The sequence below is a fragment of the Tenacibaculum sp. SG-28 genome (assembly GCF_002954385.1).
Classification (GTDB): domain Bacteria; phylum Bacteroidota; class Bacteroidia; order Flavobacteriales; family Flavobacteriaceae; genus Polaribacter.
The window spans coordinates 259,504-281,363 of the sequence record NZ_MQVY01000004.1 but is presented as its reverse complement, the minus strand read 5'-3'; the positions used below and the strand labels follow the sequence as shown (position 1 = coordinate 281,363).

Genomic DNA, 21,860 nt, shown 5'->3' with positions numbered 1-21,860 from the left:
TAGTTACCCTCTACTAAAACTATAAACCACCTCACCACATCTGTAAAACTACTTTCCATTCTTCTGCTTACGACGCTTTTTTCGAGCCTATTTCTTCCGCTGTTTGGCAAACATCGATTTGTACTCCTCTACGTTAATTTATGTTCCACAAACTAATTTTACCGAATTTATCGCTACGAATTTATAGTTTAAAAGAAAATCTGCAATCAAATAATACATTAAAACACTGTGTTTTATCGATAGTTTTTCACCTAACTTTAACTTGCTTAGGATTAAGCCTAGGTCTTTCTTTTTCATAAAATGACTCGGATACCATTATACGAGTTTTTTATGCTCCATTATTTATTGTAGCATAGATTTTAAAAAAATCATTAACGGTTTCATTTATGCATTTCATCATAAAAAACAAACCATTTGTCTAAGATCCAAATTATTAAATGAATAAATAGCGTAAATTTAAGTAACAATTATATATTGTTATTCATTTTTTTAGAAGTTTGGTTAGTTTTTTGAAAGGCACTATTTCGCTCGGAATGGTGCCTTTCTTTACTTGTAAAAATATGAATTATAGTTTTTCTAATCCATTGTAGAATACTCCAAACAAGTTGAATATTAAAGTCTAGAATTTACAATAGAATTTCTATTGGATAAATACTATGTAATTCTTTGGCCATTATTGGTTAGTTAAACTTTTATAAACAGATCTTCTAAAAAACTCTGGTTTAATAAAACGATCTCCCATCGTTGCATCGAACTCCTCTGACAAACTTTCATCGTCAATTACTTCCGCTTCGGTCTTGCCTTCATTTATGGCATTTTTTACTCTTTCTACAATGGTTGTAATTTTTTGAATATAAGCAAGAAGTTCTTTTTTAGAGGATACCTCATTATGTCCTGGAATAATTTTAGTTGTGTCATTTGCTATTGCAGCACCAGCTTTTAAAGCGTTAAGATATCCCTCTACAGAGCCTCCAGAATTTACATCTATGTATGGATATTTCCCTCTGAAATACGTATCGCCCATATGAAGTACATTACTAGTTTTGAAGAACACAAGCGCATCGCCATCAGTGTGTGCATTATTCACGTGAAAAATATGGATATCTTCATTGTTAAAATAAAAATTAATATTTTCTGAAAAAGTAACAACAGGAAGTGCTTTTGATGGAAAAAGGTCTTTTTTGTTTCCTTTTACAGATTGCAGTAATAGCATTCTTTTTCGTACATTATCATGTGCAACTACAACCACCTCATCATTTGCAAAATTCTCATTTCCCCCGGTATGATCTCCATGTAAATGTGTATTAATTAAAAACTTTACGGGTTTATCGGTTATGGAACGGATCGCTTTTTTAATTGCAGGACTTAAGTCTTTAAACTTACTATCAATCATAAAAACACCATCCTCCCCGACGCACAGTCCAATGTTTCCACCTCTACCCTCTAGCATATAAATCTTTTCGGTTACTTGATGGGTGGTTATGTCTTTTTTTGCTTGTGCTAAGGCTAAAAACGGAATAAGAAATAATAATAAAAATTTTGCGACAATAGAAAATTTCATAAATAAAAGATTTGGTTTTTTTTAAAGTCACAAAATCAGTTTAAAAATTACAAATTATTGAAGTTTTTTTAGTAAAAAGACTAGATGTTTTTATTCTATAATTCTGGTAATATTACTTTTGTACAATTTCCCAATAGGAATTGTATAGTCGAGTACATGTATTCTATTCCCTTCAATAGAATGAATATGAGCGGTAGCTACTACAAAAGATTTGTGTACTTGTAAGAAATCTTCTTTTGGCAACTCCTCTAACACAGTAGATAATTTCTCTCGTAGTGTTATAGTTGTATCTGCTGCAATCAACTTTATATAATTACCTGCTGCTTCAATAAAAAGAATCTTACTTAATTCTATTTGCACGTACTTTTTGTTACTTTTAAAAAAAACACGTTTAGACACATTCGATGTTTTGTAAGAAGGTGATTGTTCATTATGTGTACTAAAAGTTTTATTTATAGCCTTTAAAAAACGTTCAAAAGAAAATGGCTTTAATAAATAATCGGATATATTTAATTCATACCCTTCTAACGCATGTTCCTTATATGCTGTCGTAACGATTACTTTTGGAGGAATAGGTAGTGTTCTTAAAAAATCAAACCCTTTCAATTTTGGCATATTTAAATCTAAAAATAGCAAATCAACCCTATTATTCTGCAAATACTCCATTGCTTCAAACGCATCATAGCAGTTTTTCATGAGTTTTAAATTTGGCAATAAATTACAATACCCCTGTATTATATCATGAGCTATATATTCGTCATCAATTATTAAATAGGTAATCATAATGTGGTAATGGTTAATTCAACTTTATATTTATTATTTTCTTTTGTGAAAATCAATGAATGTTTATCAGGATACCCCAAAGCAAGTCTTCGTTTTAAGTTATCTAAACCTATGCCTTTCGATGTTGATAATGCAGTAGCATCATAATTATTTACTATCGAGAAATAAACTGTGTTTTCTGCAGCATGTAATTGTAAATGTACAAAAGCATTTTTTCTTAAATTTTCAACGCCATGCTTGAACGCATTTTCTAAGAGAATTATATATAACAACGGCATTACATTGTAATTCTGTTGAATAGTAGTTGTGAATTTTACATCGATTTGTTTGCGGTACCGCATTTGGTGTAATTCTATAAAATTTTTAAGAAAATCTACCTCTTCCTCTATAGGAACCAACTCTCTTCCCCCCTCATAAATACTATATCGCATCATATCCGATAATCGTAAAATTAGTTGCTTTGCTAAAGCGGGGTCTGCACTAACAAGACCGTACAGATTGTTTAACATATTAAAGAAAAAATGCGGATTCACCTGACTTTTAAGTAATAATAATTCTGTCTTTGTCTTTTCTTTCTTTAATGTTAAAACAGACTTAATTTGTTGAAATGACCACCGAATAATTAAGAATATAACAATCGGAAAGTAAAAGAGAGTAACAAGAAGTAGGGCATCGGTATCTCCATATTCCTCTATGATGATGATGATCCGTCCAACACCAAATACAAAAAGAAAAAATACTAATCTTTGTAGAAATATCTTTGACAACAAGGAAACTCCTTTTCTTCCTCTGTATACATTTATCACTTTTATAAGTACAAATACTACTGTGTAAAACAGTAACAAGGAAAAAACTGCTGCAAAATCTGGTTTGGTAGGATTTGCCTCTAATATTCCAACAACACAAACCAAAGCAAAAAGCAAGGACGCAATATAAAACTCATAGGATGAATAAGGAATTCTGTATTTCTCTCCTATACGCCATTTTTTGATGGTAAAAAAAGTAATATACGCCAAAAAAAGGAATGAAAAAGCAAGAAACAGAATACTTGTATAACGTAAATTATAGACAGTGCAAACTCGCGATAAAAATAAAAATAATACAATTGCGACGAGTACAAATAATAGTCTGTGATACTTTCTTAACACTAAATTCATACTCAAAACTAAGAGATTTTTTACAACCTAACAAAGAAATGGATATACGCATATATTTTGATGGTGAACGATATTTTTTAAGGGATAAAATTACACAATACCTCTTTACGAAACTTACACCCCGTTTTCTGGCACACTCATCCCTACTATTTTTTCCTTTACTTTTTCGCAAATAGTTTTGTTTAAAAATTAAAAGCAAAACAGAAATTACATGGAACTTCGAATACAAAATTTATCAAAAACATATGCTAATGGTACGGTGGCACTTCAGAATGTATCACTGCATATATCAAAAGGTATTTTTGGACTTCTCGGGCCAAATGGTGCGGGAAAATCAACATTGATGAGAACAATTGCAACTTTACAAGAACCAGACACCGGAAATATATTTTTTGATGGAGAAAACACACTTGAAAACAAGCAAAATTTAAGAAAAAGCCTTGGATACCTCCCGCAACAATTTGGGGTCTACCCAAGAATTTCTGCTGAAACTCTATTGTTACATTTAGCTACTTTAAAAGGTATAACCAATAAAAAAGAACGCAAAAACGTCGTTGATTACCTTTTACACCGAACCAATCTGTACGCTAAGAGAAAGCAAAATTTAGGAGGGTTTTCTGGAGGAATGAAGCAGCGATTTGGAATTGCACAAGCATTACTTACCAACCCTAAATTACTTATTGTAGACGAACCAACAGCGGGATTAGATCCATCAGAGCGAAATCGATTCTATAACTTTTTAAGTGAAATTGGTCAGGACACTGTAGTAATTTTATCGACGCATATTGTAGAGGATGTGAAAGAACTATGTACCAATATGGCAATTATTAATCAGGGAAAGGTACTACTCCAAGATACTCCCAAAAATGCTATTGCAAATATTCATGGTACTATTTTTCAAAAATCGATTGCTAAAGAAGACATATCCGAATATCAAAAAAAATACACGGTAATTGCCAACAAACTATTCTTGGGGAAACCTGTAATCACCATCTACAGTTCATCGGAACCAGGTAATGGTTTTCATCCAAAAACTGCAGGACTTGAGGATGTATATTTCTACTCTATAGCAGCACACCAATAAATAAACAAGTAGTCATATCAGAACCATTATGGCAACATATAATTCATTTTAACAATACACTATCATGTGGTATCCTATATTAAAATTTGAAATACAATACCGAATCAAACGTTTAGATACGTACCTCTTCTTCCTATTCCTTTTGTTGTTCTCAGTGGTAGCGGTAGACTTTATTTACCAAGGAACAGATTTAGGCGAAGTAAAGAAAAACGCTCCTTTAATTATTGCTAAAACAATGGGCGTAATTACCGGAGTTTCTATGTTTATTACCTCCTTTATAATGGGCGTTCCTGTCTTAAGAGATTTTCAATACAATATGGAAGCGCTGATGTTTATCAATCCCATTAAAAAACAAGACTATTTGTTGGGTAGATTTTTAGGATCATTTTTGGTATTACTAATGATTTTTTCTTCGCTTATTTTGGGAACCATTATTGGAGACTATATGCCTTGGAGAGACGCCGAAAAGCAACTGCCTTTTACCATATATTCTTATGTGAAACCATTTTTTACTATTGTAGTTCCTATTTTATTTTTTGGTGCATCCCTTTTTTTTGTTAGCGGAACTTTGTATAGAAAATTAATTATTGTCTACACTCAAGGACTAATCATATTTATTTTGTTTATGGCAACACGAGGTATCGATAACGAATTTCTCGGTGCTATTTTAGATCCTTTTGCTCTAAATACTTTAACATCAGTTACCAAATCGTGGAGTATAGAGGATATAAATCAACTCTCCATTCCTAATCAGGGCGTATTATTTTGGAAGAATTTATTGTATTCGGTCATCGCATTTTTAGTTTTAATGTTAGGGTTTCGTAAATTCAATTATAATGTTGTACCACCAAATAATCGAAAAAAGAAAGAGGTTCAAGAAACCTCATATGCATTAGAGACCGATACTACACCGAAATTTCAGTTAAATTATAGTCTAAAAGGAAAATTTATACAATTTTTTAAAAGTACTTTATTTTATTTCAATACCATTATTAGAGAGATATCGTTTTGGGCGATTGTGTTGAGTTCTGCTGTAATTCTTATAATGAATTCGATTAGCTTGGGAACAACTTTTGGTGTAGATAGTTATCCTGCAACACAATTTATTGTGGAGGAACTATTAGAAATGTCTAGTTACTTTTTTATTATTCTGTTCATCTTCTATTCTGGAGAACTCATATGGAAGGAAAGAGATGTAAAATTTGACATCATTTACAATACGTTACCTAATTCTAGTTTTATTAGTATGGCTGCAAAATATTGCAGTTTACTTCTAGTATATGGGGTACTAATGCTCACATTAATCCTATCCGGAATAGTTTTTCAAATATATAAAGGGTATTATAATTTTCAAATAGAGGTATATCTGATGAACTTCTTCGGGCACTTTTTAACATTTTTAGCACTCTACACTGTTATGTCCTTTTTCATACATAAACTTCTGCAAAAAAAATATATTAGCTATTTAGTTGTCATTTTATTTTTAATCGTTTCCAACGCCCTACCAATCCTTGGCTACCAACATAGTTTACTTAATTTTGGTGGTACTGATTTAGGCGTCTACTCACAGATGAATGGCTTTGGCCTTATCTATGGCCTTTTATAGTGCTTAAAATGTACTGGATCGTTTTTTGTTGTATTATTTTTATTCTTACAAGTAAATTAAATAGTAGCGGTTCAGAAAGAAAGTTGGTTCGTTGGAAACTCAATAAAAACCCATTGTCTCGCAATTTAAAATTTAGTCTCTTCGTTGCATTCATTTTATGGGTCTTATTAGGAGGCTATATTTACTATCAAACTAATATCGTAAATTCTTATTGGTCTAAAACCAAACAGCAAAACTTTAGAGTAGCCTATGAAAAAAGGCTAAAAAAGTTTGAATACCATAACCAACCTGAAATATCGGATGTTAATTTACAGGTAGAACTATATCCACAGAAAAATAGCTACACAATTAATGGAACCTACCTTTTAACTAATAATTCCGACACAAACATTTCGGATATTCACATTCAAAAACTACTTAAGGAACAAGTTAAGATTTCAAATATTACATTTGATATTGCTACCAAACCAGATAGCACTTATTTAGATTTCGGCTATTTAATTTACAGTCTTGAAAAGCCTCTAAAACCGAAAGAATCAATTGCTATGGAATTTACCCAAAAGTACAGTGTTTCTGGTTTGAACATTTCTGATGTGGAAACAAAAATTATTAAAAATGGAACCTTTTTCAATAACAAGGATTTACCAACACTCGGCTACAATAGAAAATATGAAATTTCTAACGCAAAGGAGCGACAGCAACTGGCTTTGGCTCCAAGAAAAATAATAGCAAAAAAATCAAACCAAAACGAATTACAAAATGCTGTCAACGGTGATGATGGTTATAAAATAAACTTTGAAATAGTTATTGGAACCGATAAAAATCAAACTGCCATTGCACCAGGAACACTTGTTAAAAAATGGGAAAAAGATAATCGTAGCTATTTTCATTATAAAATGGAAGAACCAATGGTAAACTTTTATTCCATTGTTTCAGCCACTTATGAGGTGTCGAAATCAATTTGGAAAAATAAAAATCAAGAAAATACTGCTCTTGAAATATACTATCAAAAAGGACATGAATACAATATAAATCGCATGATGGAATCTATGCAAATGTCACTTGACTATTACACTACAAATTTTAGTCCGTACCCTTACCAGCAAATACGGATCATGGAAATACCACGTTACACACAATTCGCACAATCTTTACCGACTTCGATTCCTTTCTCTGAAGATTTAGGATTTATGCTAGACATAGACGACACAAAAGATGTAGATATGGCATTTTACATAACTGCCCACGAATTAGCACATCAATGGTGGGGATTACAAGTTGCAGCTGCAAATGTGCAAGGAAGACATATGATTTTGGAAACTCTTGCGCAATATTCTGCAATCATGGTACTAAAACAAAAGTATTCAAAAGAAAAAATACAACAATTTTTAAAGAAAGAATTAGAAATATATTGGGAAGACAAAGGAAACTATGAAAGTAAAGAAAAACCTCTAATTGAGGTGGAGAATGAAGACCACATTTATTATAGAAAAGGAGTTCTGGTTATGCATGCTTTACAAGCATACATAGGAGAGGACAAGGTAAATCTTGCCTTGCGGAATTTTATTAAAGACTGGAATCTTATTAGCCCATCTTTTTTTCAAGAAAAATATCCAACAACCGAAGATCTTATGCAATATTTAAAAGAGGTAACTCCCGACATGTATCAAAATACACTCACCGATTTACTTGAAAAAGTAACCATTTATGACTGTAAAATTTTGGATGTAATTTGTAGAGAAAGAAACGATAAAAATTATGAATTGCGAATTACTGTAGGGGCAAAAAAATATCATATTTTAGAAAATGGCACAAAGCAGGTAGCGCCACTAAAGGATTGGATAGATATCGAAATTTATGGAGAAAACGCAGACGGAAGTTCTAAAATTATTGCTTTAAAAGAATACAAACTTGATAAAAACAAATCTAGCTTTACAATACTTCTTTCGGAAAAACCATCAAAAGTTAGTATTGACCCTTACTATAAATTGATTGAAAAAAATACAACAGACAATCAAAAACAAATTTGGTTTCCGTGATTGCTTATCTAAAAATATGGAAGAAAATAAAGCAAACAACAATACCATTAGTTAAAGTGATACTTTAACATACTTTTTAGTTCGTGATTTTTACTGAGAAACGTAACCTGATGAAACGAATTTACCGAAGAAAATAAGAGGGAGAAAATGAATAGATTTTTATTCATTTTCTCCTTTATTGTATTCGGTTGTATTGGTTTATTTGGCTTTTTTCATGGAACCTTTATTATAGCCATTACCTCCATCATGAAACCCTGAGCCTCCCGAACCTGAATTCCAGTGTGCAGTATGCCAAGAGCCATTGTGAAAATATCTTCCATTAAAATTACTAGGAAGCCTGCTATGCCAACCGCTATTGTAGTAATATTTGCCCTGATTAGACTGCCATCCTGGAGGATATCGGTCTCCATTATTGGAATCACCATGTGCGGTATGCCACGATCCATTATGAAAATAAGAACCATTGAAATTACTTGGGAGTCTGCTATGCCAACCTCCTTGATAGTAATATTTCCCTTGATTCCACTCCCAACCAGAGGGATAGGAACCGTGATTTCCATTGTTAGAATTCCCGTGGGCGGTATGCCACGATCCGTTGTAAAAATAAGACCCTCTATAATCGTATGGCAATCTGCTATGCCATCCTCTGTAATAATAGTATTTCCCTCTATTGTATTGCCAATTCGGTGGATAATACCCTTGGTCACCGTTATTTGAGTTTCCATGCGCAGTTCTCCAGGTACCGTTATGGAAATAAGAACCATAATAATTATAGGGTAATCTGCTATGCCATGCACCTTGGTAATAATACTTCCCTTCATTCCATTGCCACCCGTCTGGATAGGAGCTTGTTCCGTCATGAAAACCTTGTCCATTCCCTGAGGAATCTGTATAAATAGAACAAGACGAAACTGTAAAAGCAACAATAAAAACAAATAAAACGCTATATGCTAACTGTTTAATACTCATAGTTTATTTAGATTTTTGCCCCAAAGTAAGATAATATTTCGACATCAACAATAATCTATTTGCGAAAGAAGAGATAAATTACCATACAATAGCATTTCAAAGTGCTAGAATTAGTGCATTCTTTTATTTAAAATAAACGTGTGTTTCTATTTTTTCTGTGCCAAACTTACGGATGAATAAGTTGAAAACAAAACGGTTATTAACCGATATGGTTAGGTTTTCCAAGAAAGAATGAAGGTATTATAAAATTACTTGTTCTCGCAACAAAGCCGCGGCTTTTTCAGCAGTAATATCTCTTTGTGGTGAACCAAACATCTCATATCCCACCATAAACTTTTTAACGGTAGCACTTCTCAACAAAGGTGGGTAAAAACTCATATGCCAATGCCAATATTTGTTTTCGTTTCCATTTGTTGGAGCCTGATGGATGCCACTTGAATAGGGAAACGAACATTGAAACAAGCGATCATATGCTTTGGTTAGAACAGCAATCGCATCAGCAAATGCAAAACTTTCTTCCTCTGAAATTTCACAGATATTTTTAGACATTTTTTTGGGTATAATCATGGTTTCAAAAGGCCATATAGCCCAGAAAGGAATTAATACCACAAAAGCATCATTTTGATATAGGATTCGTTCTTTTACTTGTAACTCTTGCTGCAAATAATCTCCCAAAAGACTTGTTTTGTGTTCTAGGTAATATTTATTCTGCTGAAAATCTTTCTTTTGCACCTCATTTGGCAGAGAGGACTGACTCCATATTTGACCATGCGGATGCGGATTACTGCACCCCATAACAGCACCTTTGTTTTCAAAAATCTGTACGTAATTTACAATACTCTCTTTCCCCAGTATTCTGTATTCTTGCTGCCAAACTTCAACTACTTTTTGAATTGCCGCAACCTCCATATCAGCAAGACTTTTTGAGTGGTCTGGACTAAAACAAATGACTTTACATATTCCTTTTTCACTTTCTGCTCTAATCAATCCTTCTTCATAGGAAAATTTTGGGGATGAAGCTTGTAAAGCCGCAAAATCATTTGAAAAAACATAAACATCCTTATAATCAGGATTTATCTCTCCATTGACCCTTGTATTCCCAGGACACAAATAACAATCCTTATCATAACTAGCTCTTTTTTCCATAACAACTTCTTCTTGTTGCCCTTGCCATGGACGCTTAGCCCTGTGGGGAGAAACCAAAACCCATTCTCCCGTTAGTATATTAAATCGCTTGTGTGAGTAATCTTGCAAATTTGTATGCTTCATTTGTATAAGTATTAGATACGATGGGTTCCTTTGGCAAGAGATACCTGGTAAAAGGAACACTCTTTTTGAAATGTATTTTTATAGTGTGTTGCAATCTCTTTTTTGAAATTATCAATTTCACATTTCGCTACTAAATTTATAGTACAACCACCAAAACCACCGCCCATCATTCTCGCACCAATTACATATTCATTCTTTTTTGCTTTATCTACCAAAAAATCTAGCTCCGAACAACTTACATTGTACTGATTACGAAGACCATTATGTGACTGAAATAATAAAGCCCCCATTGTATGAATGTCCTTCCTTTTAATAGCCTCCGCAAAGTGATACACTCGACGATTTTCCTCCAAAACATATAATACTTTTTGATAATCTTCGGTACTAATTGTATTGCGAGATAAGTAAAGTTTCTCAAGGCTAAGGCCTCTTAAGGAAGAAACTCCTGTTTGTTTGGCTACTTTTTCACAGACCTTCCTGCGTTCGTTATAAGCGCTTTCAGATAGATTATGTTTTACGTTGGTGTTTATGAGCAATATTTCATATGGATTAAAATCAATTTTAAACGGTGTTGCCTCCATCGTTTTACAATCTAAAAGTAAGGCGTGATTTTCCTTACCATACATACTTGCATATTGATCCATAATACCGCATTTTACCCCTACGTAATTATGCTCTGCACGCTGTGATATTAAAATCATCTCTGCTCTGGAAAGCTGAAGGTCAAATAAAGAATTTAATCCAAAAACAAGAGCATTTTCCAAGGCTGCAGAGGAAGACATCCCAGATCCGCTAGGAATATCTCCTGCAAATACAGCATTAAAATCACCAACTTGCTTTCCTAGTTTTTGGATTTCAGAAACAACACCATAAACATAATCTTTCCAACTCCCTGTTTCCTTCGGCTGCTTGTTGTCTTGGGAAAAAATTAAAACTTCACTTTTATCTAAGGCCCAAACGGTACTTGTAGTTGCAGTACTTTTTTGTAATGCTATAACAATTCCTTTATTAGTAGCTGCTGGAAATACAAATCCATCGTTATAATCTGTATGTTCTCCTATAAGATTAATTCGTCCTGGAGAAAAAATTTCGATTGGAGTTGCTGTAAATTCTCTTTGGTAAAATTCACGTACTTTTTTAACAAGATTCTTATTCATCTTAAGCAAAATAAACATAAATAGCAATCACAATACAACAGATAGAAGCTCCAGCAATACGAATGTACTTCCAAGGGGTTGTGTCTACCTGTTTAGTGTGCACTTGAACATAATCCGTGTTTCTTGGCTTTATCTTACCAATTACCAACATTATTACAATATTTAACACAAATAAAATAGCCATAATATCCAAAAAGTGAGGATAGGCATTCACTTTTACTAACTCTAAAGCAGAAGAATCAGTTATTCCAGATTGCTTTGCGTTGTTTATGGCCTTAGTAACAAAATAAGGTTGCATAAAAAATTGACTTATGATATACAAGACACAACCAGATAACAATCCTACTTTAGCGCCTAGGGCAGGTACTCTTTTGGTAGTATATCCGATAACAATAATGGTTAAAATAGGGATACTATAGATACCGTTTACCTCCTGTAAATAGGCAAAAAGGCTTCCAGCATTCGCAATAAGAGGCGCAATACACATAGCGGCAATTGCTAAAATAACTCCAAATGCTTTTCCGTATTTTACAACCGTCTTTTCATCGGCATTCTTATTTATGTGTTGTTTATAAATATCTAAACCGAAAAGGGTTACAGAACTGTTAAGAACACTGTTGAACGAACTTAGAATCGCGCCAAATAAAACGGCTGCAAAAAAGCCAACCCATGCTTTTGGCAATACTTTTTTAACAAGCATTGGATAGGCATCATCAGCATTCTCGAGGTTTCCATCAAATAAATGAAAAGCTATTAAACCTGGGAGAACTACTATAATTGGTCCTAATATTTTTATAAAGGAAGCTAACAATAGTCCTTTTTGTCCCTCCTCTAAATTTTTAGCTCCAAGTGCTCTTTGAATGATTTGTTGGTTGGTACCCCAGTAAAATAGTTGCACCAACATCATTCCTGTAAAAATTGTATAGAATGGAACAGGGTCGGTTGGCCCTCCCAAAGATTTAAATTTTTCAGGATGCTCTGAAGTCAATGTAGAAAGCCCATCTAGTATATTTCCTTCTCCAATCAGTAACAAACCAAAAATCGGAATGAGAATTCCTCCAATTAGCAGGCCTAGAGCATTAATAGTATCGGAAACAGCAACAGCTTTTAATCCACCAAAAACAGCATAGATTGCTCCTACGATTCCTATAAACCAAACGCATATCCAAATCGACTGTGTATGCGTGACTCCAAGAAGAGAAGGAATAGAAAACATTCCGCTAATTGCTAAAGAACCCGAATACAAAATAACAGGTAATAAGACTACAACATATCCAGATAGAAATAAAACAGATGTTAATGTTTTCGTGGTAACATCAAATCTTTTAGCTAGAAAACCTGGAACTGTTGTGAGCCCACCTTTCAGATATCTTGGTAGTAAAAACATAGCAGTTACTACCATGGCTATTGCAGCTAAAGTTTCCCAAACCATAACAGACAAACCACTTTGATAGGCCGACCCGTTTAAACCAACAATTTGCTCGGTAGATAAATTAGTCAGCAATAAAGATCCAGCAATATATCCAGCTGTTAAACTTCTACCTCCCAGAAAATATCCATCAGCGGAAACTTCCTTAACTTCTTTGGTTTTATAATAAGACAGTATGGCTACAAGAGCTGTAAAACCGATAAAGGTTATAAATTGCATATTATTTTTGTTTAAATATTTCTAGTTAATTGTTCTTGGTTTCTATTGCTATTTCCCAACTTTCAACATAACTCTTGCCTGCATTCAAAGTTTGCAAGCCAATCGTATTGTTAAAGGAATTTACTGCTCCCGTCATGGGTTCAATAGCAATGCATTGTCTCTTGTTTGGAATGTATAACTGCACGAAGGACTTCCTTGCTGAGCCAGAAAGGTTTAAACGATAGTTCGGTGCTTGAAAATTTAGTCCTTTATTACGCAATAAATAACAATCGTCTAAACTAAGATTTTTTATTAAAAATGAATTGTTGGACCCTGGTTTTTTGACCATAGCTTCGACATTTTTATTATTATTCTTGAAACTGTAATTTTCATTAGCTGAAAAACACAACATACTATTATACAAGTCTTTACTATGAAAATAGGGATGCCAACCAATGGTAAAAGGAAAGGTGACCGTATCTTCATTGGTAACTTTTACAGATATATTTATTCCTTTGGAATGGAGTTCGTAAACTACAGCTAAACAATACCTAAAAGGGAAGCCTTTACTATTCCCATCGCTTCGGTATTGTATTTCTATTTTACCCGATTGCCGGGAACTACATACAGAAACCAATTGAAACTTTTTATCATAAACCAAACCATGAATAGCGTTATTTGCTCCGACCTCATTGCAATCTAATTGGTACTTTTTACCATTAAACATATATACACCATTTTTAATCCTATTGGCAAAGGGAAACAAGATAGAGGAAGCATAGTATATTGGATACTCTTTGGAAGCGTAACCAGAAAGAATTTGAGTATCCTTGAATACCAATGTTTCTAACCTACCTCCTTCCTGTAAAAAAATACGAGCATAGCTAGATGTCGCAACATCTTTTATTGTAATGTAGTCTACATTATTTCCTTTAGTTTTGGTAATATTAAACATTTTTAATGCAACTAGATTAAAGAGAATTCTTCCTAATCATCTGTTTTTAAAAAGAATTTCTACACTCGATTTTTACTGTAATTTATTTTTTGTCTTTAGCTTTTGTATATGTAACAATTGTGCTGTATAAAGTTAGCTATTTTGTATTGCGGGTAAAAATACCATTTCATGCTAACTAAGTTAATGTCAATAAAAGAAATGGACAATTTCCCCCTTTTCTTTGGACAATGACTGAAGCAACAGGATGCCAAAATTTTAAAAAGCAAAAATTATTACAAACTTTAACGTAAAATTATCGGTTAAATGTTTGTTGGGTGTATAAGTCTATAAAGTAAATTAGGTCTATTATTCACCATAAATTCGATACCTAACATAACTTTATTTATTGATACTGTCTATGAAGTAAAATAACACCAAAAATATTGCGACGTATATTTTATTTAGTTCCAAAGGATAAAATTTGAATTTTGTGAATTCAAAACAAAATCGTACTATTGTGGTGGTAACGATAACTGTTATGTTATTGTTATGTAGTTTTCAAGTAAACGCTATTAAGCAGCGTTCTTCTATACTACGCATACTACTGAAAAGAAAAAAGATAATAACACAGAACGTATTTCTAACTAGGAAAATCTTGAAATATTAGTATTGGTTTTTTGACTAAAATCTTTTGCATACTACTATCCCTTCTACCCGATTATTTTTAGTGATTAAATACTTTGATAAAACAGATTAGCCTAACTGTTTATGGGTATTATGAGCGTTTTGAATTTTAAGTTTTACGAAAAGTATTTCTTTTGATGAAATCTTTTGTTAAAATAAGAGTTCGAATGATTAGCGACACATTCCTTTCAAAACTCATAACAAATTTAAAAATGAAAATGACATTAACAACTTACTAAAAATAAATAAAGTTTTTATAATCCGTAATCTCCATCCAAATTCCCTATTAAAATAATATGCATACCCGAAAATTAAACTATTTATCTGTCGCTATACTTTATTACTTCCTCTCGTTTACCACTTTAATTTTTAGTCAAAAAAGTGTAACATTTTTTGAATTAAATGAAAAACAAGGACTTTCGAACGCAATTGTTAATAGCATTGTTCAAGACTCTTTAGGCTATGTTTGGGCAGGCACCGAGGATGGCTTATTCCGTTTTAACGGAAATAAGTTTACCGCATTTGATGAACAACGATCCTATATACTTATCCCAAACAATACCATCAATGCATTAAAAGTAGATCGAAAAAATCGAATCTGGATTTTAACAAATAATGGTATTGGTATATACGATTACACAACCGACACGATCACGTATTTGTTGAAAGACGAATCGGGTTTGTTTCCCGAAGAAAAAATCTTCACTGCCATCGCAGAAGCAAATGATGGGACAATTTTTCTGGGTAATTCTGCTGGTGGAATTTACAGGTATACAAACAACGAACTTACCGCAGTAAACATAGTGAATTCTATTGATGGAATAGATTTTAACAACCTTAACATTTCCGATTTTGAAATAAAAGGAAACACTTTATGGCTTGCTACTTGGTATCACGGTATTTTTCAGTTAGACATTGAAACCTATCACATCAAACAATCGGATAGCCATGCAAAAGAAATTTCGTACAATATGCACGATGTATACTTTCACAAAGACAGACTTTGGGTTGGTACTAATAATGGATTAAAATATTTTGAAACCAATGCGTTGCATGACTTTGTTATGCAAGACTTTAATTTTTCATTTGAGGATGAAATTTTAAGCGTCTTTCAAGATGCAAAAGAGGCCCTTTGGGTTGGCACACGGAACAAAGGATTATATAAATTTATTCCGAATGGTAAAAATGATTTTTACTTGGAGAAACAATACGATGCTGGTATGGGACAAAACACAATTTCTCATAGAACCATCAGTACTATATTTGAAGATAGAATTGGCAGAATTTGGTTAGGAACACACAGTAAAGGAATTAATGTTTTCGATCCGTTAGGCGAAACAATAACCCAAATTACCCCACCTGTAAAAGAATTACTCTTAGGAAACTACATTACAAGTATAAGAGGACTTGCAGAGAGTCGAAACAAAGGAATATGGTTTGCTACTGACGGTGCTGGACTCTACCATTACAATAGTAATTTAAAAGAACCTACTAAAATAGCTAGTACCAATGGGCCTTTGGTACTTAATGACGATGCAATACTTACGATAAAAGAGACCAAAGACAAAAAACTATGGTTGGGAACGTACTCTGGAGGAATCAATATTATTGACCTAGAAACAAAGAAAACAAAACGATTTACGAAGCAAGAAAATTCTTTAGGACTGCAGTCTAATGATATACGAACAATTCATGAGGACAAAGATGCTGTTATATGGATTGGAACAAATAGAGGCGGTTTACACTTTTATGACAGTACAAAAGCGACTATAAAATTCATCCCTGAATCTGTATCTCTTGATATAAGAGCCATACTCGATGATGAGGATAACCCTAACATTCTCTGGCTTGCTACCTATGGCGATGGATTAATAAAATTTGACAAAACTACGCGAGATTTATCAAAATATAATTGGAGCTCGGAAAACAAGAAAGAGCTTCCCATTGCATTGTCTATGGTGCACTTTAAAGAACGCATTTGGATAGGTACTAAAAATAGAGGTTTTATTTGTTTCAATCGAAATACGGAAACCTTTGAAACACCAAAGTTTCAAGGAAAATTAGAAAGTAATACTATCCGGGGCATGGTTGCTGAAAAGGAACATTTATGGTGTAGCACCAATAGAGGTCTATCTTTACTAGATTTTGAAACAAAGAAAATAACAAACTACAATGCCATAGATGGTGTGAATTTCAGTCAATTTAATGATGGCTCTGCACTTTTTACAAGTTCGGGTAATCTGGCCTTCGGAAGTATTAATGGACTAACAATTTTTGACCCAAAAGAAATATTAGAGCCCAGATTACTTCCTAAAATCACCTTTACTGATTTAATATATAATAACGAGCCCCTTACAAGTGCTCAAAAAAAAGAAATCATGGCTAGCAGTCTTCCTATTGAGGAAGACCTTCACTTTAAATCAGATTTGGATATATTTTCTATAGAACTTAGTGTATTAGATTTTGACCCTTTTCACACCCGAAACTATTCTTACCAACTAACAGGTTATGATAAAAATTGGAGTTATACTACCGACACAGACATCGTTACCTATAGAAATGTACCTCCTGGCTCGTATGAATTTCAAGCAAGATTTCGCGATGAAGCTTCTGGTGCCTTAGGACCTATCAAAAAAATTCGTATTCATATCGCACCGCCATTCTGGCGAACGCATTGGGCTTACTTATTTTATTTAGTATCCGGAATTTTACTACTCCTTTGGGGATATCGCTACAATAATGAAAAGGTTGCTATCAAACAAAAGCTTTATTACGAGCAAATGATGCGACAACAAGAACAAAATTCTATGGAGGAGAAAATTAGATTTTACACCAATTTTTCACATGAATTAAGAACACCAATAACACTTATTTTGGGGCCTGTGAATGACCTACTAAATAGTGGGTCCTTAAATCAAAGGCAACAGCAATCATTAAATTTTGTAAAACGAAACGCAAATACACTTTTAAGGTTGATTAACAGGCTTTTAGACTTTAGAAAAATTGAAACAGAAAATATTCATTTATACGTAGGAGAATACGATTTGTCTGCCTTAGGAAATGAGGAATTTGCAAGTTTTGAATATTTAGCCAAAGAGAGAAACATCCATTTTAAGTATACCTGTTCCGAAGAGGTTAAAGCATGGGTAGATATTGAAAAAATCCAGATTGTTCTTAATAATTTATTGTCTAACGCTATTAAGTTACCGATTCGGGAAAAACTGTATCTGTTACTATCTTCAAAGAAGGGAATACTGCATGTATCGTAGTTACAGACGAAGGAAGAGGTATTTCAGCAGAGGAAATTGAACTAGTCTTTCAACCATTTTATCAGGCAAAAAACTCCACTGGTACTGGAGGTTCAGGACTTGGTTTATCATTAACTAAAAGTTTAATAGAACTACACGGGGGAATGCTTGAAGTTGAAAGTGTACTTGATGAAGGTTCTAGATTTGTCGTGAAACTCCCTGAAGAGAAAGCCTATTTTGAAAATAAATCAACTGTTAGTTTCGTTTCCATTCAAAAGGGAGAAATTAATGAGGATGTAAAAGAGATGGATGATTCTGAAGAAAGTACGATCGTTCAGAATAGTTCCAATCAGGTCATTCTAATAGTTGACGATAACAAAGACATAAGAAGTTACATAAGTTCTCTTCTTCAAGAAACATTTACCATATTGGAGGCAGAAAATGGTAAAAAAGCATTAGAAATTGCCAGAGAAGTTGGACCTGATATTATTATTTCTGATATCATGATGCCAGAAATGGATGGACACGAGTTATGTCATGCATTAAAAAATGACATCACAACAAGTCATATCCCTATATTATTACTAACAGCCAAAGGAGATAAAAAAGTAAAAATTACAAGTTTTAACAAAGGTGCCGATGATTATATAACCAAACCTTTCGACTCTGGCGTTTTAATTTCAAGGGTTCAAAATATACTAAAATCGAGAGCAGATTTAAAAAGGACTTTTGAAAATAAAAAATGGGAGGCTATGCAAGAGGAAACATCTAACTCTGTGGAGTTAGAGTTCCTCAATAAAGTGGAAGCTACCGTACTAGAAATCATCCCTAAAGGAAATTTAAATGTAATAGATTTATGTAGGGAATTAGGATTTAGTAGAACTTCATTATATCGAAAAGTAAAGAGTTTAACAGGCCTTTCTATCAATCAATTAATACGGTCTATAAAAATGAAAAGAGCTGCTGAAATGCTCTTAAACGAGAACATGAATATTTCTGAAGTTGCTTTCTCCCTAGACTTTAAAGATTTAAAGTATTTTCGAACAGCTTTTAAAAAGCAATACGGCATGGTACCATCGAAATATATTAAAATGAATAAAACAGAAAATACCATAGACCCAGAGAGGATAAAAAAAGAAATGAATTTTTAAAAAAATCCCATGAAAGTAAAAAAGTAAGTAATACAGAAATTAATTTTGTATTACTTACTAAAAATCAAAAATAAATAAACTAAAACGTTTAATCACAAAAACTACCCCAATACCTTCTTCGTTGCACTAGTTTAGTTTTCTTCCAAAACTTGTTGTATACGTATGGCATCAAAATCTACAACCGTATCCTTTCCAGACTCTAAAACTATCCAAGCACTCCAAGCCCCCTCTGGCACCATGGCTTTAATACTAAATGGAGTCCATGAAGTATGTACATTCGAGAGCCCTTTAGTTGTCGCTATAGTTGTTTGGCCTTGATCTTTAAAAACTATCTTAAAAATAGCATTTTCTTTAGGTAAAGACGTTTGCGAACTTTTTAAAAAACCATTTACTTGTAAAACCTTGCCTTCCTCGACTTGCACCGGTGCATGAGCCCAGCCTCCATTTTTAACTTGAAGAAAACTAGTCCCAGAGTAAGCTGAACTGGTATTTTTAACTAAGGTCACCTCTTTATGTGGTCGCCAACCATCAGGTATATTGGGTAGAATATTTTTTTCAAAATCACCGTTATATAATGTTTCTTTCTCTGCAATTGAAGACAAGGCTGAGGGAATTGGTTTTGGTAGTCCTAATACTGTAGCCAAATGTGGCGCTAAAATATTTGCAAAACCAGCATGTTCACTGATTACAGCGTGTTCTTGCCCCCAAAGCCATGGAAATTTAACAAAAGAAACGTTGGTGTCTCCACTAGCTTTTAATTCTGCAATAACCTCGTGTATATAATCTGTTGGTTCATCAAAAGACCAACCGTATGAATTTGCCAAAACAATATGTGATTTAGGATAATGCTTTCGAAGTTTAGCAGTTATAAAACGTTTCCAGTTTGATTTTATAGAATCTTTAGGTGCTTTTGGATAATGATCATTCGCGCCTAAATTAATTATCACAGCATCGGGTATAAAGTTCCAATAATTAGAGGTAAAATCCCAGGTATTTTTTGCGGAAATGGAATCTTTCAAATGTATCTGATCGTAATTCTTAGTCAAATTCCAAGAAGAATAGTTTGTAATTCCCGAACCACTTGCCCCAATAAGACTATATTCAGCATTTAGCGCTCGTGCGGTTATACCAGGAAAGGTAAAATAAGACTCACTTGCTGCATTTTTACCCTTGTCATAGGCATTCCACGCAGACCATCCGGCAGTATTAGAATCCCCTATAAATTCAAGTTTTACTGGTGCTCTTTTTGGTTTCTTTCCAATTCCTTTCCCTTTTATCTCTATACCATAAAAGTAAACTTTTGTGTCGGACTCATTTAATTTTACTATTTCTAAAGTATGTTCTCCGTATGGTAATTTGTCTGCCAACAAAAACGGCTTTTTTGATGTGGTAGAAACCTTAATAACTTTTCGATTATACGGATTCGCCTTACCATCAATTATAACATACAAATAAGAGCTTCCTTCTGAAGAAAAAAATCCGTTAACCTCAGTACCACTAAAATTAAATTTAATCGAAGTAGCACTCATACTAAAACTTGGTGTTAACGGATTTTCAAATGAAAATCTACCGGAGTAGAGAATAGCATCATTATCAGGGAAAATACTAATGCTATTCTGAGAAAAAGTAAATTGAACTATAAAAAATAATAATACGGCTACTAGTCGTTTCTTATTCATATTTCGTAATTCTACTATAAAGAAAAAGTACCTTGCAACCTGTAATAAAAATACCAGTCGCCAGAATCCTCGTATTCCAAATCGTAATAAATGGTCATGGTTCCCATACAGGCATCAAAGGTTCCTTCTTGTACTTGCACTAATCGGTATTGATATCCGTCGGAATGAACTCCTAAATCTTGTTCAGTAAACGAAACTGTACCAACCGTTACGTCATTTGTATCTGGAATCATTTGTACAGTAAGATCAGCCTCAAAAAAATCAATTATATCTCCTGTTAAAGTTAACTTGTCTCCATTCAAAGAGGTCGTTACGGAATACGAAAAGTCATAAGGATCAAAACTTCCGTCGGTCTCTGTGATGGAAATCGTGGATGTTAAATTCTCTCCACCGAAAACATCGTACTCATCCGAGCAAGCCTCATCATCGTCTTTAACTTCAATGGTAACTTTTGCTTTTTCTGGATCGGTAGGTCTCTCTCCGATATTAAGTTGTGCGTCAGAAACAGATACAATCGAAACTATAATACTACGCGCGTTAGTATTTACGATATCATTGTTTATTGTACGCAGAATGAAACCTTCTGATGAATTTGCTTCTCCTGCGGGAATCGTAATGGTTCTATTCGGAGATAAAATTTCAAAATCAACACCCTCTTCAACATTTTCACCGGTCACATTTAAGGTAACTACCACATCCTCATTTCTAGGGTAGGATAACATTTGCGCTTGCAGAATAATTTCATTTCCTGCTGTGCTATTTATCATCTCGTTCGCAGTGAAGGAAGAACGTTCAAAAAAAACAAATTCCAATACGGTATCCTCAACGGTAATTTCTTCGTCATTATTACTACAAGTAACAAATATTGTACTAATTAAAAGTACTAGTAAATAATTTAAAAATCTCATAATT

Annotated in this window: 15 protein-coding genes; 5 read left to right on the top strand and 10 right to left on the bottom strand. The window is 33.4% G+C overall.

All coding sequences use genetic code 11. The features are described from left to right. Positions 1-673: 673 nt before the first annotated feature. The 3 genes from BSU00_RS11205 to BSU00_RS11195 all read right to left on the bottom strand — a co-directional run bounded on the left by BSU00_RS11205 (position 674) and on the right by BSU00_RS11195 (position 3,360). A complete protein-coding gene (locus BSU00_RS11205) occupies positions 674-1,561 on the bottom strand; it encodes an MBL fold metallo-hydrolase (protein ID WP_105004459.1) in 888 nt (295 codons plus the stop codon). A gap of 90 nt (positions 1,562-1,651) precedes the next feature. Then, positions 1,652-2,344, bottom strand: a complete 693-nt coding sequence (locus BSU00_RS11200; protein ID WP_105004458.1) for a LytTR family DNA-binding domain-containing protein — start codon at positions 2,342-2,344, stop codon at positions 1,652-1,654. Next, positions 2,341-3,360 carry a sensor histidine kinase gene (locus BSU00_RS11195; protein ID WP_233188715.1) on the bottom strand — a complete coding sequence of 340 codons (1,020 nt, stop codon included), beginning with the start codon at positions 3,358-3,360 and terminating at the stop codon, positions 2,341-2,343. Before BSU00_RS11195 ends, BSU00_RS11200 begins: the two co-directional genes overlap by 4 nt. A 352-nt stretch (positions 3,361-3,712) precedes the next feature. Between BSU00_RS11195 and BSU00_RS11190 the strand changes: the two genes are divergently transcribed. From BSU00_RS11190 to BSU00_RS13490, 3 genes are all read left to right on the top strand, one after another. Continuing rightward, positions 3,713-4,585 (top strand): ABC transporter ATP-binding protein, encoded by an 873-nt coding sequence (locus tag BSU00_RS11190; protein ID WP_105004456.1) that lies wholly within the window; start codon positions 3,713-3,715, stop codon positions 4,583-4,585. 64 nt (positions 4,586-4,649) lie between these two features. Beyond that, on the top strand, positions 4,650-6,191 hold the full coding sequence (locus tag BSU00_RS13495; protein ID WP_233188714.1) for a hypothetical protein: 1,542 nt from the start codon (positions 4,650-4,652) through the stop codon (positions 6,189-6,191). Between the two features lie 8 nt (positions 6,192-6,199). Beyond that, complete coding sequence (locus BSU00_RS13490; RefSeq protein ID WP_233188713.1) at positions 6,200-8,230, top strand: M1 family metallopeptidase; 2,031 nt, start codon at positions 6,200-6,202, stop codon at positions 8,228-8,230. Positions 8,231-8,428: 198 nt separating this feature from the next. Here BSU00_RS13490 and BSU00_RS11180 read toward each other — a convergent pair whose 3' ends face one another. From BSU00_RS11180 to BSU00_RS11160, 5 genes are all read right to left on the bottom strand, one after another. Next, positions 8,429-9,199, bottom strand: a complete 771-nt coding sequence (locus BSU00_RS11180; RefSeq protein ID WP_146104849.1) for a hypothetical protein — start codon at positions 9,197-9,199, stop codon at positions 8,429-8,431. A gap of 240 nt (positions 9,200-9,439) precedes the next feature. Then, complete coding sequence (locus BSU00_RS11175; RefSeq protein ID WP_105004454.1) at positions 9,440-10,468, bottom strand: UDP-glucose--hexose-1-phosphate uridylyltransferase; 1,029 nt, start codon at positions 10,466-10,468, stop codon at positions 9,440-9,442. A gap of 11 nt (positions 10,469-10,479) precedes the next feature. Beyond that, a complete protein-coding gene (galK, locus tag BSU00_RS11170) occupies positions 10,480-11,625 on the bottom strand; it encodes a galactokinase (protein WP_199176789.1) in 1,146 nt (381 codons plus the stop codon). A gap of 1 nt (position 11,626) precedes the next feature. Next, a complete protein-coding gene (locus BSU00_RS11165) occupies positions 11,627-13,273 on the bottom strand; it encodes a solute:sodium symporter family transporter (protein WP_105004452.1) in 1,647 nt (548 codons plus the stop codon). Between the two features lie 25 nt (positions 13,274-13,298). After that, a complete protein-coding gene (locus BSU00_RS11160; RefSeq protein WP_105004451.1) occupies positions 13,299-14,207 on the bottom strand; it encodes an aldose 1-epimerase in 909 nt (302 codons plus the stop codon). 959 nt (positions 14,208-15,166) lie between these two features. Between BSU00_RS11160 and BSU00_RS11155 the strand changes: the two genes are divergently transcribed. Together BSU00_RS11155 and BSU00_RS11150 are read left to right on the top strand one after the other, a co-directional pair. Then, positions 15,167-18,139 (top strand): two-component regulator propeller domain-containing protein, encoded by a 2,973-nt coding sequence (locus BSU00_RS11155; RefSeq protein ID WP_105004450.1) that lies wholly within the window; start codon positions 15,167-15,169, stop codon positions 18,137-18,139. After that, positions 18,106-19,269 (top strand): response regulator, encoded by a 1,164-nt coding sequence (locus BSU00_RS11150; protein ID WP_369820325.1) that lies wholly within the window; start codon positions 18,106-18,108, stop codon positions 19,267-19,269. Before BSU00_RS11155 ends, BSU00_RS11150 begins: the two co-directional genes overlap by 34 nt. Before the next feature lie 131 nt (positions 19,270-19,400). Here BSU00_RS11150 and BSU00_RS11145 read toward each other — a convergent pair whose 3' ends face one another. Both BSU00_RS11145 and BSU00_RS11140 read right to left on the bottom strand, forming a co-directional pair. Continuing rightward, the gene (locus tag BSU00_RS11145) at positions 19,401-20,948 is read right to left on the bottom strand and encodes a GDSL-type esterase/lipase family protein (protein ID WP_105004448.1); all 1,548 of its coding nucleotides are present in this window, start codon (positions 20,946-20,948) and stop codon (positions 19,401-19,403) included. Positions 20,949-20,962: 14 nt separating this feature from the next. Further along, positions 20,963-21,856 carry a hypothetical protein gene (locus BSU00_RS11140; protein ID WP_105004447.1) on the bottom strand — a complete coding sequence of 298 codons (894 nt, stop codon included), beginning with the start codon at positions 21,854-21,856 and terminating at the stop codon, positions 20,963-20,965. Between the last annotated feature and the right edge of the window lie 4 nt (positions 21,857-21,860).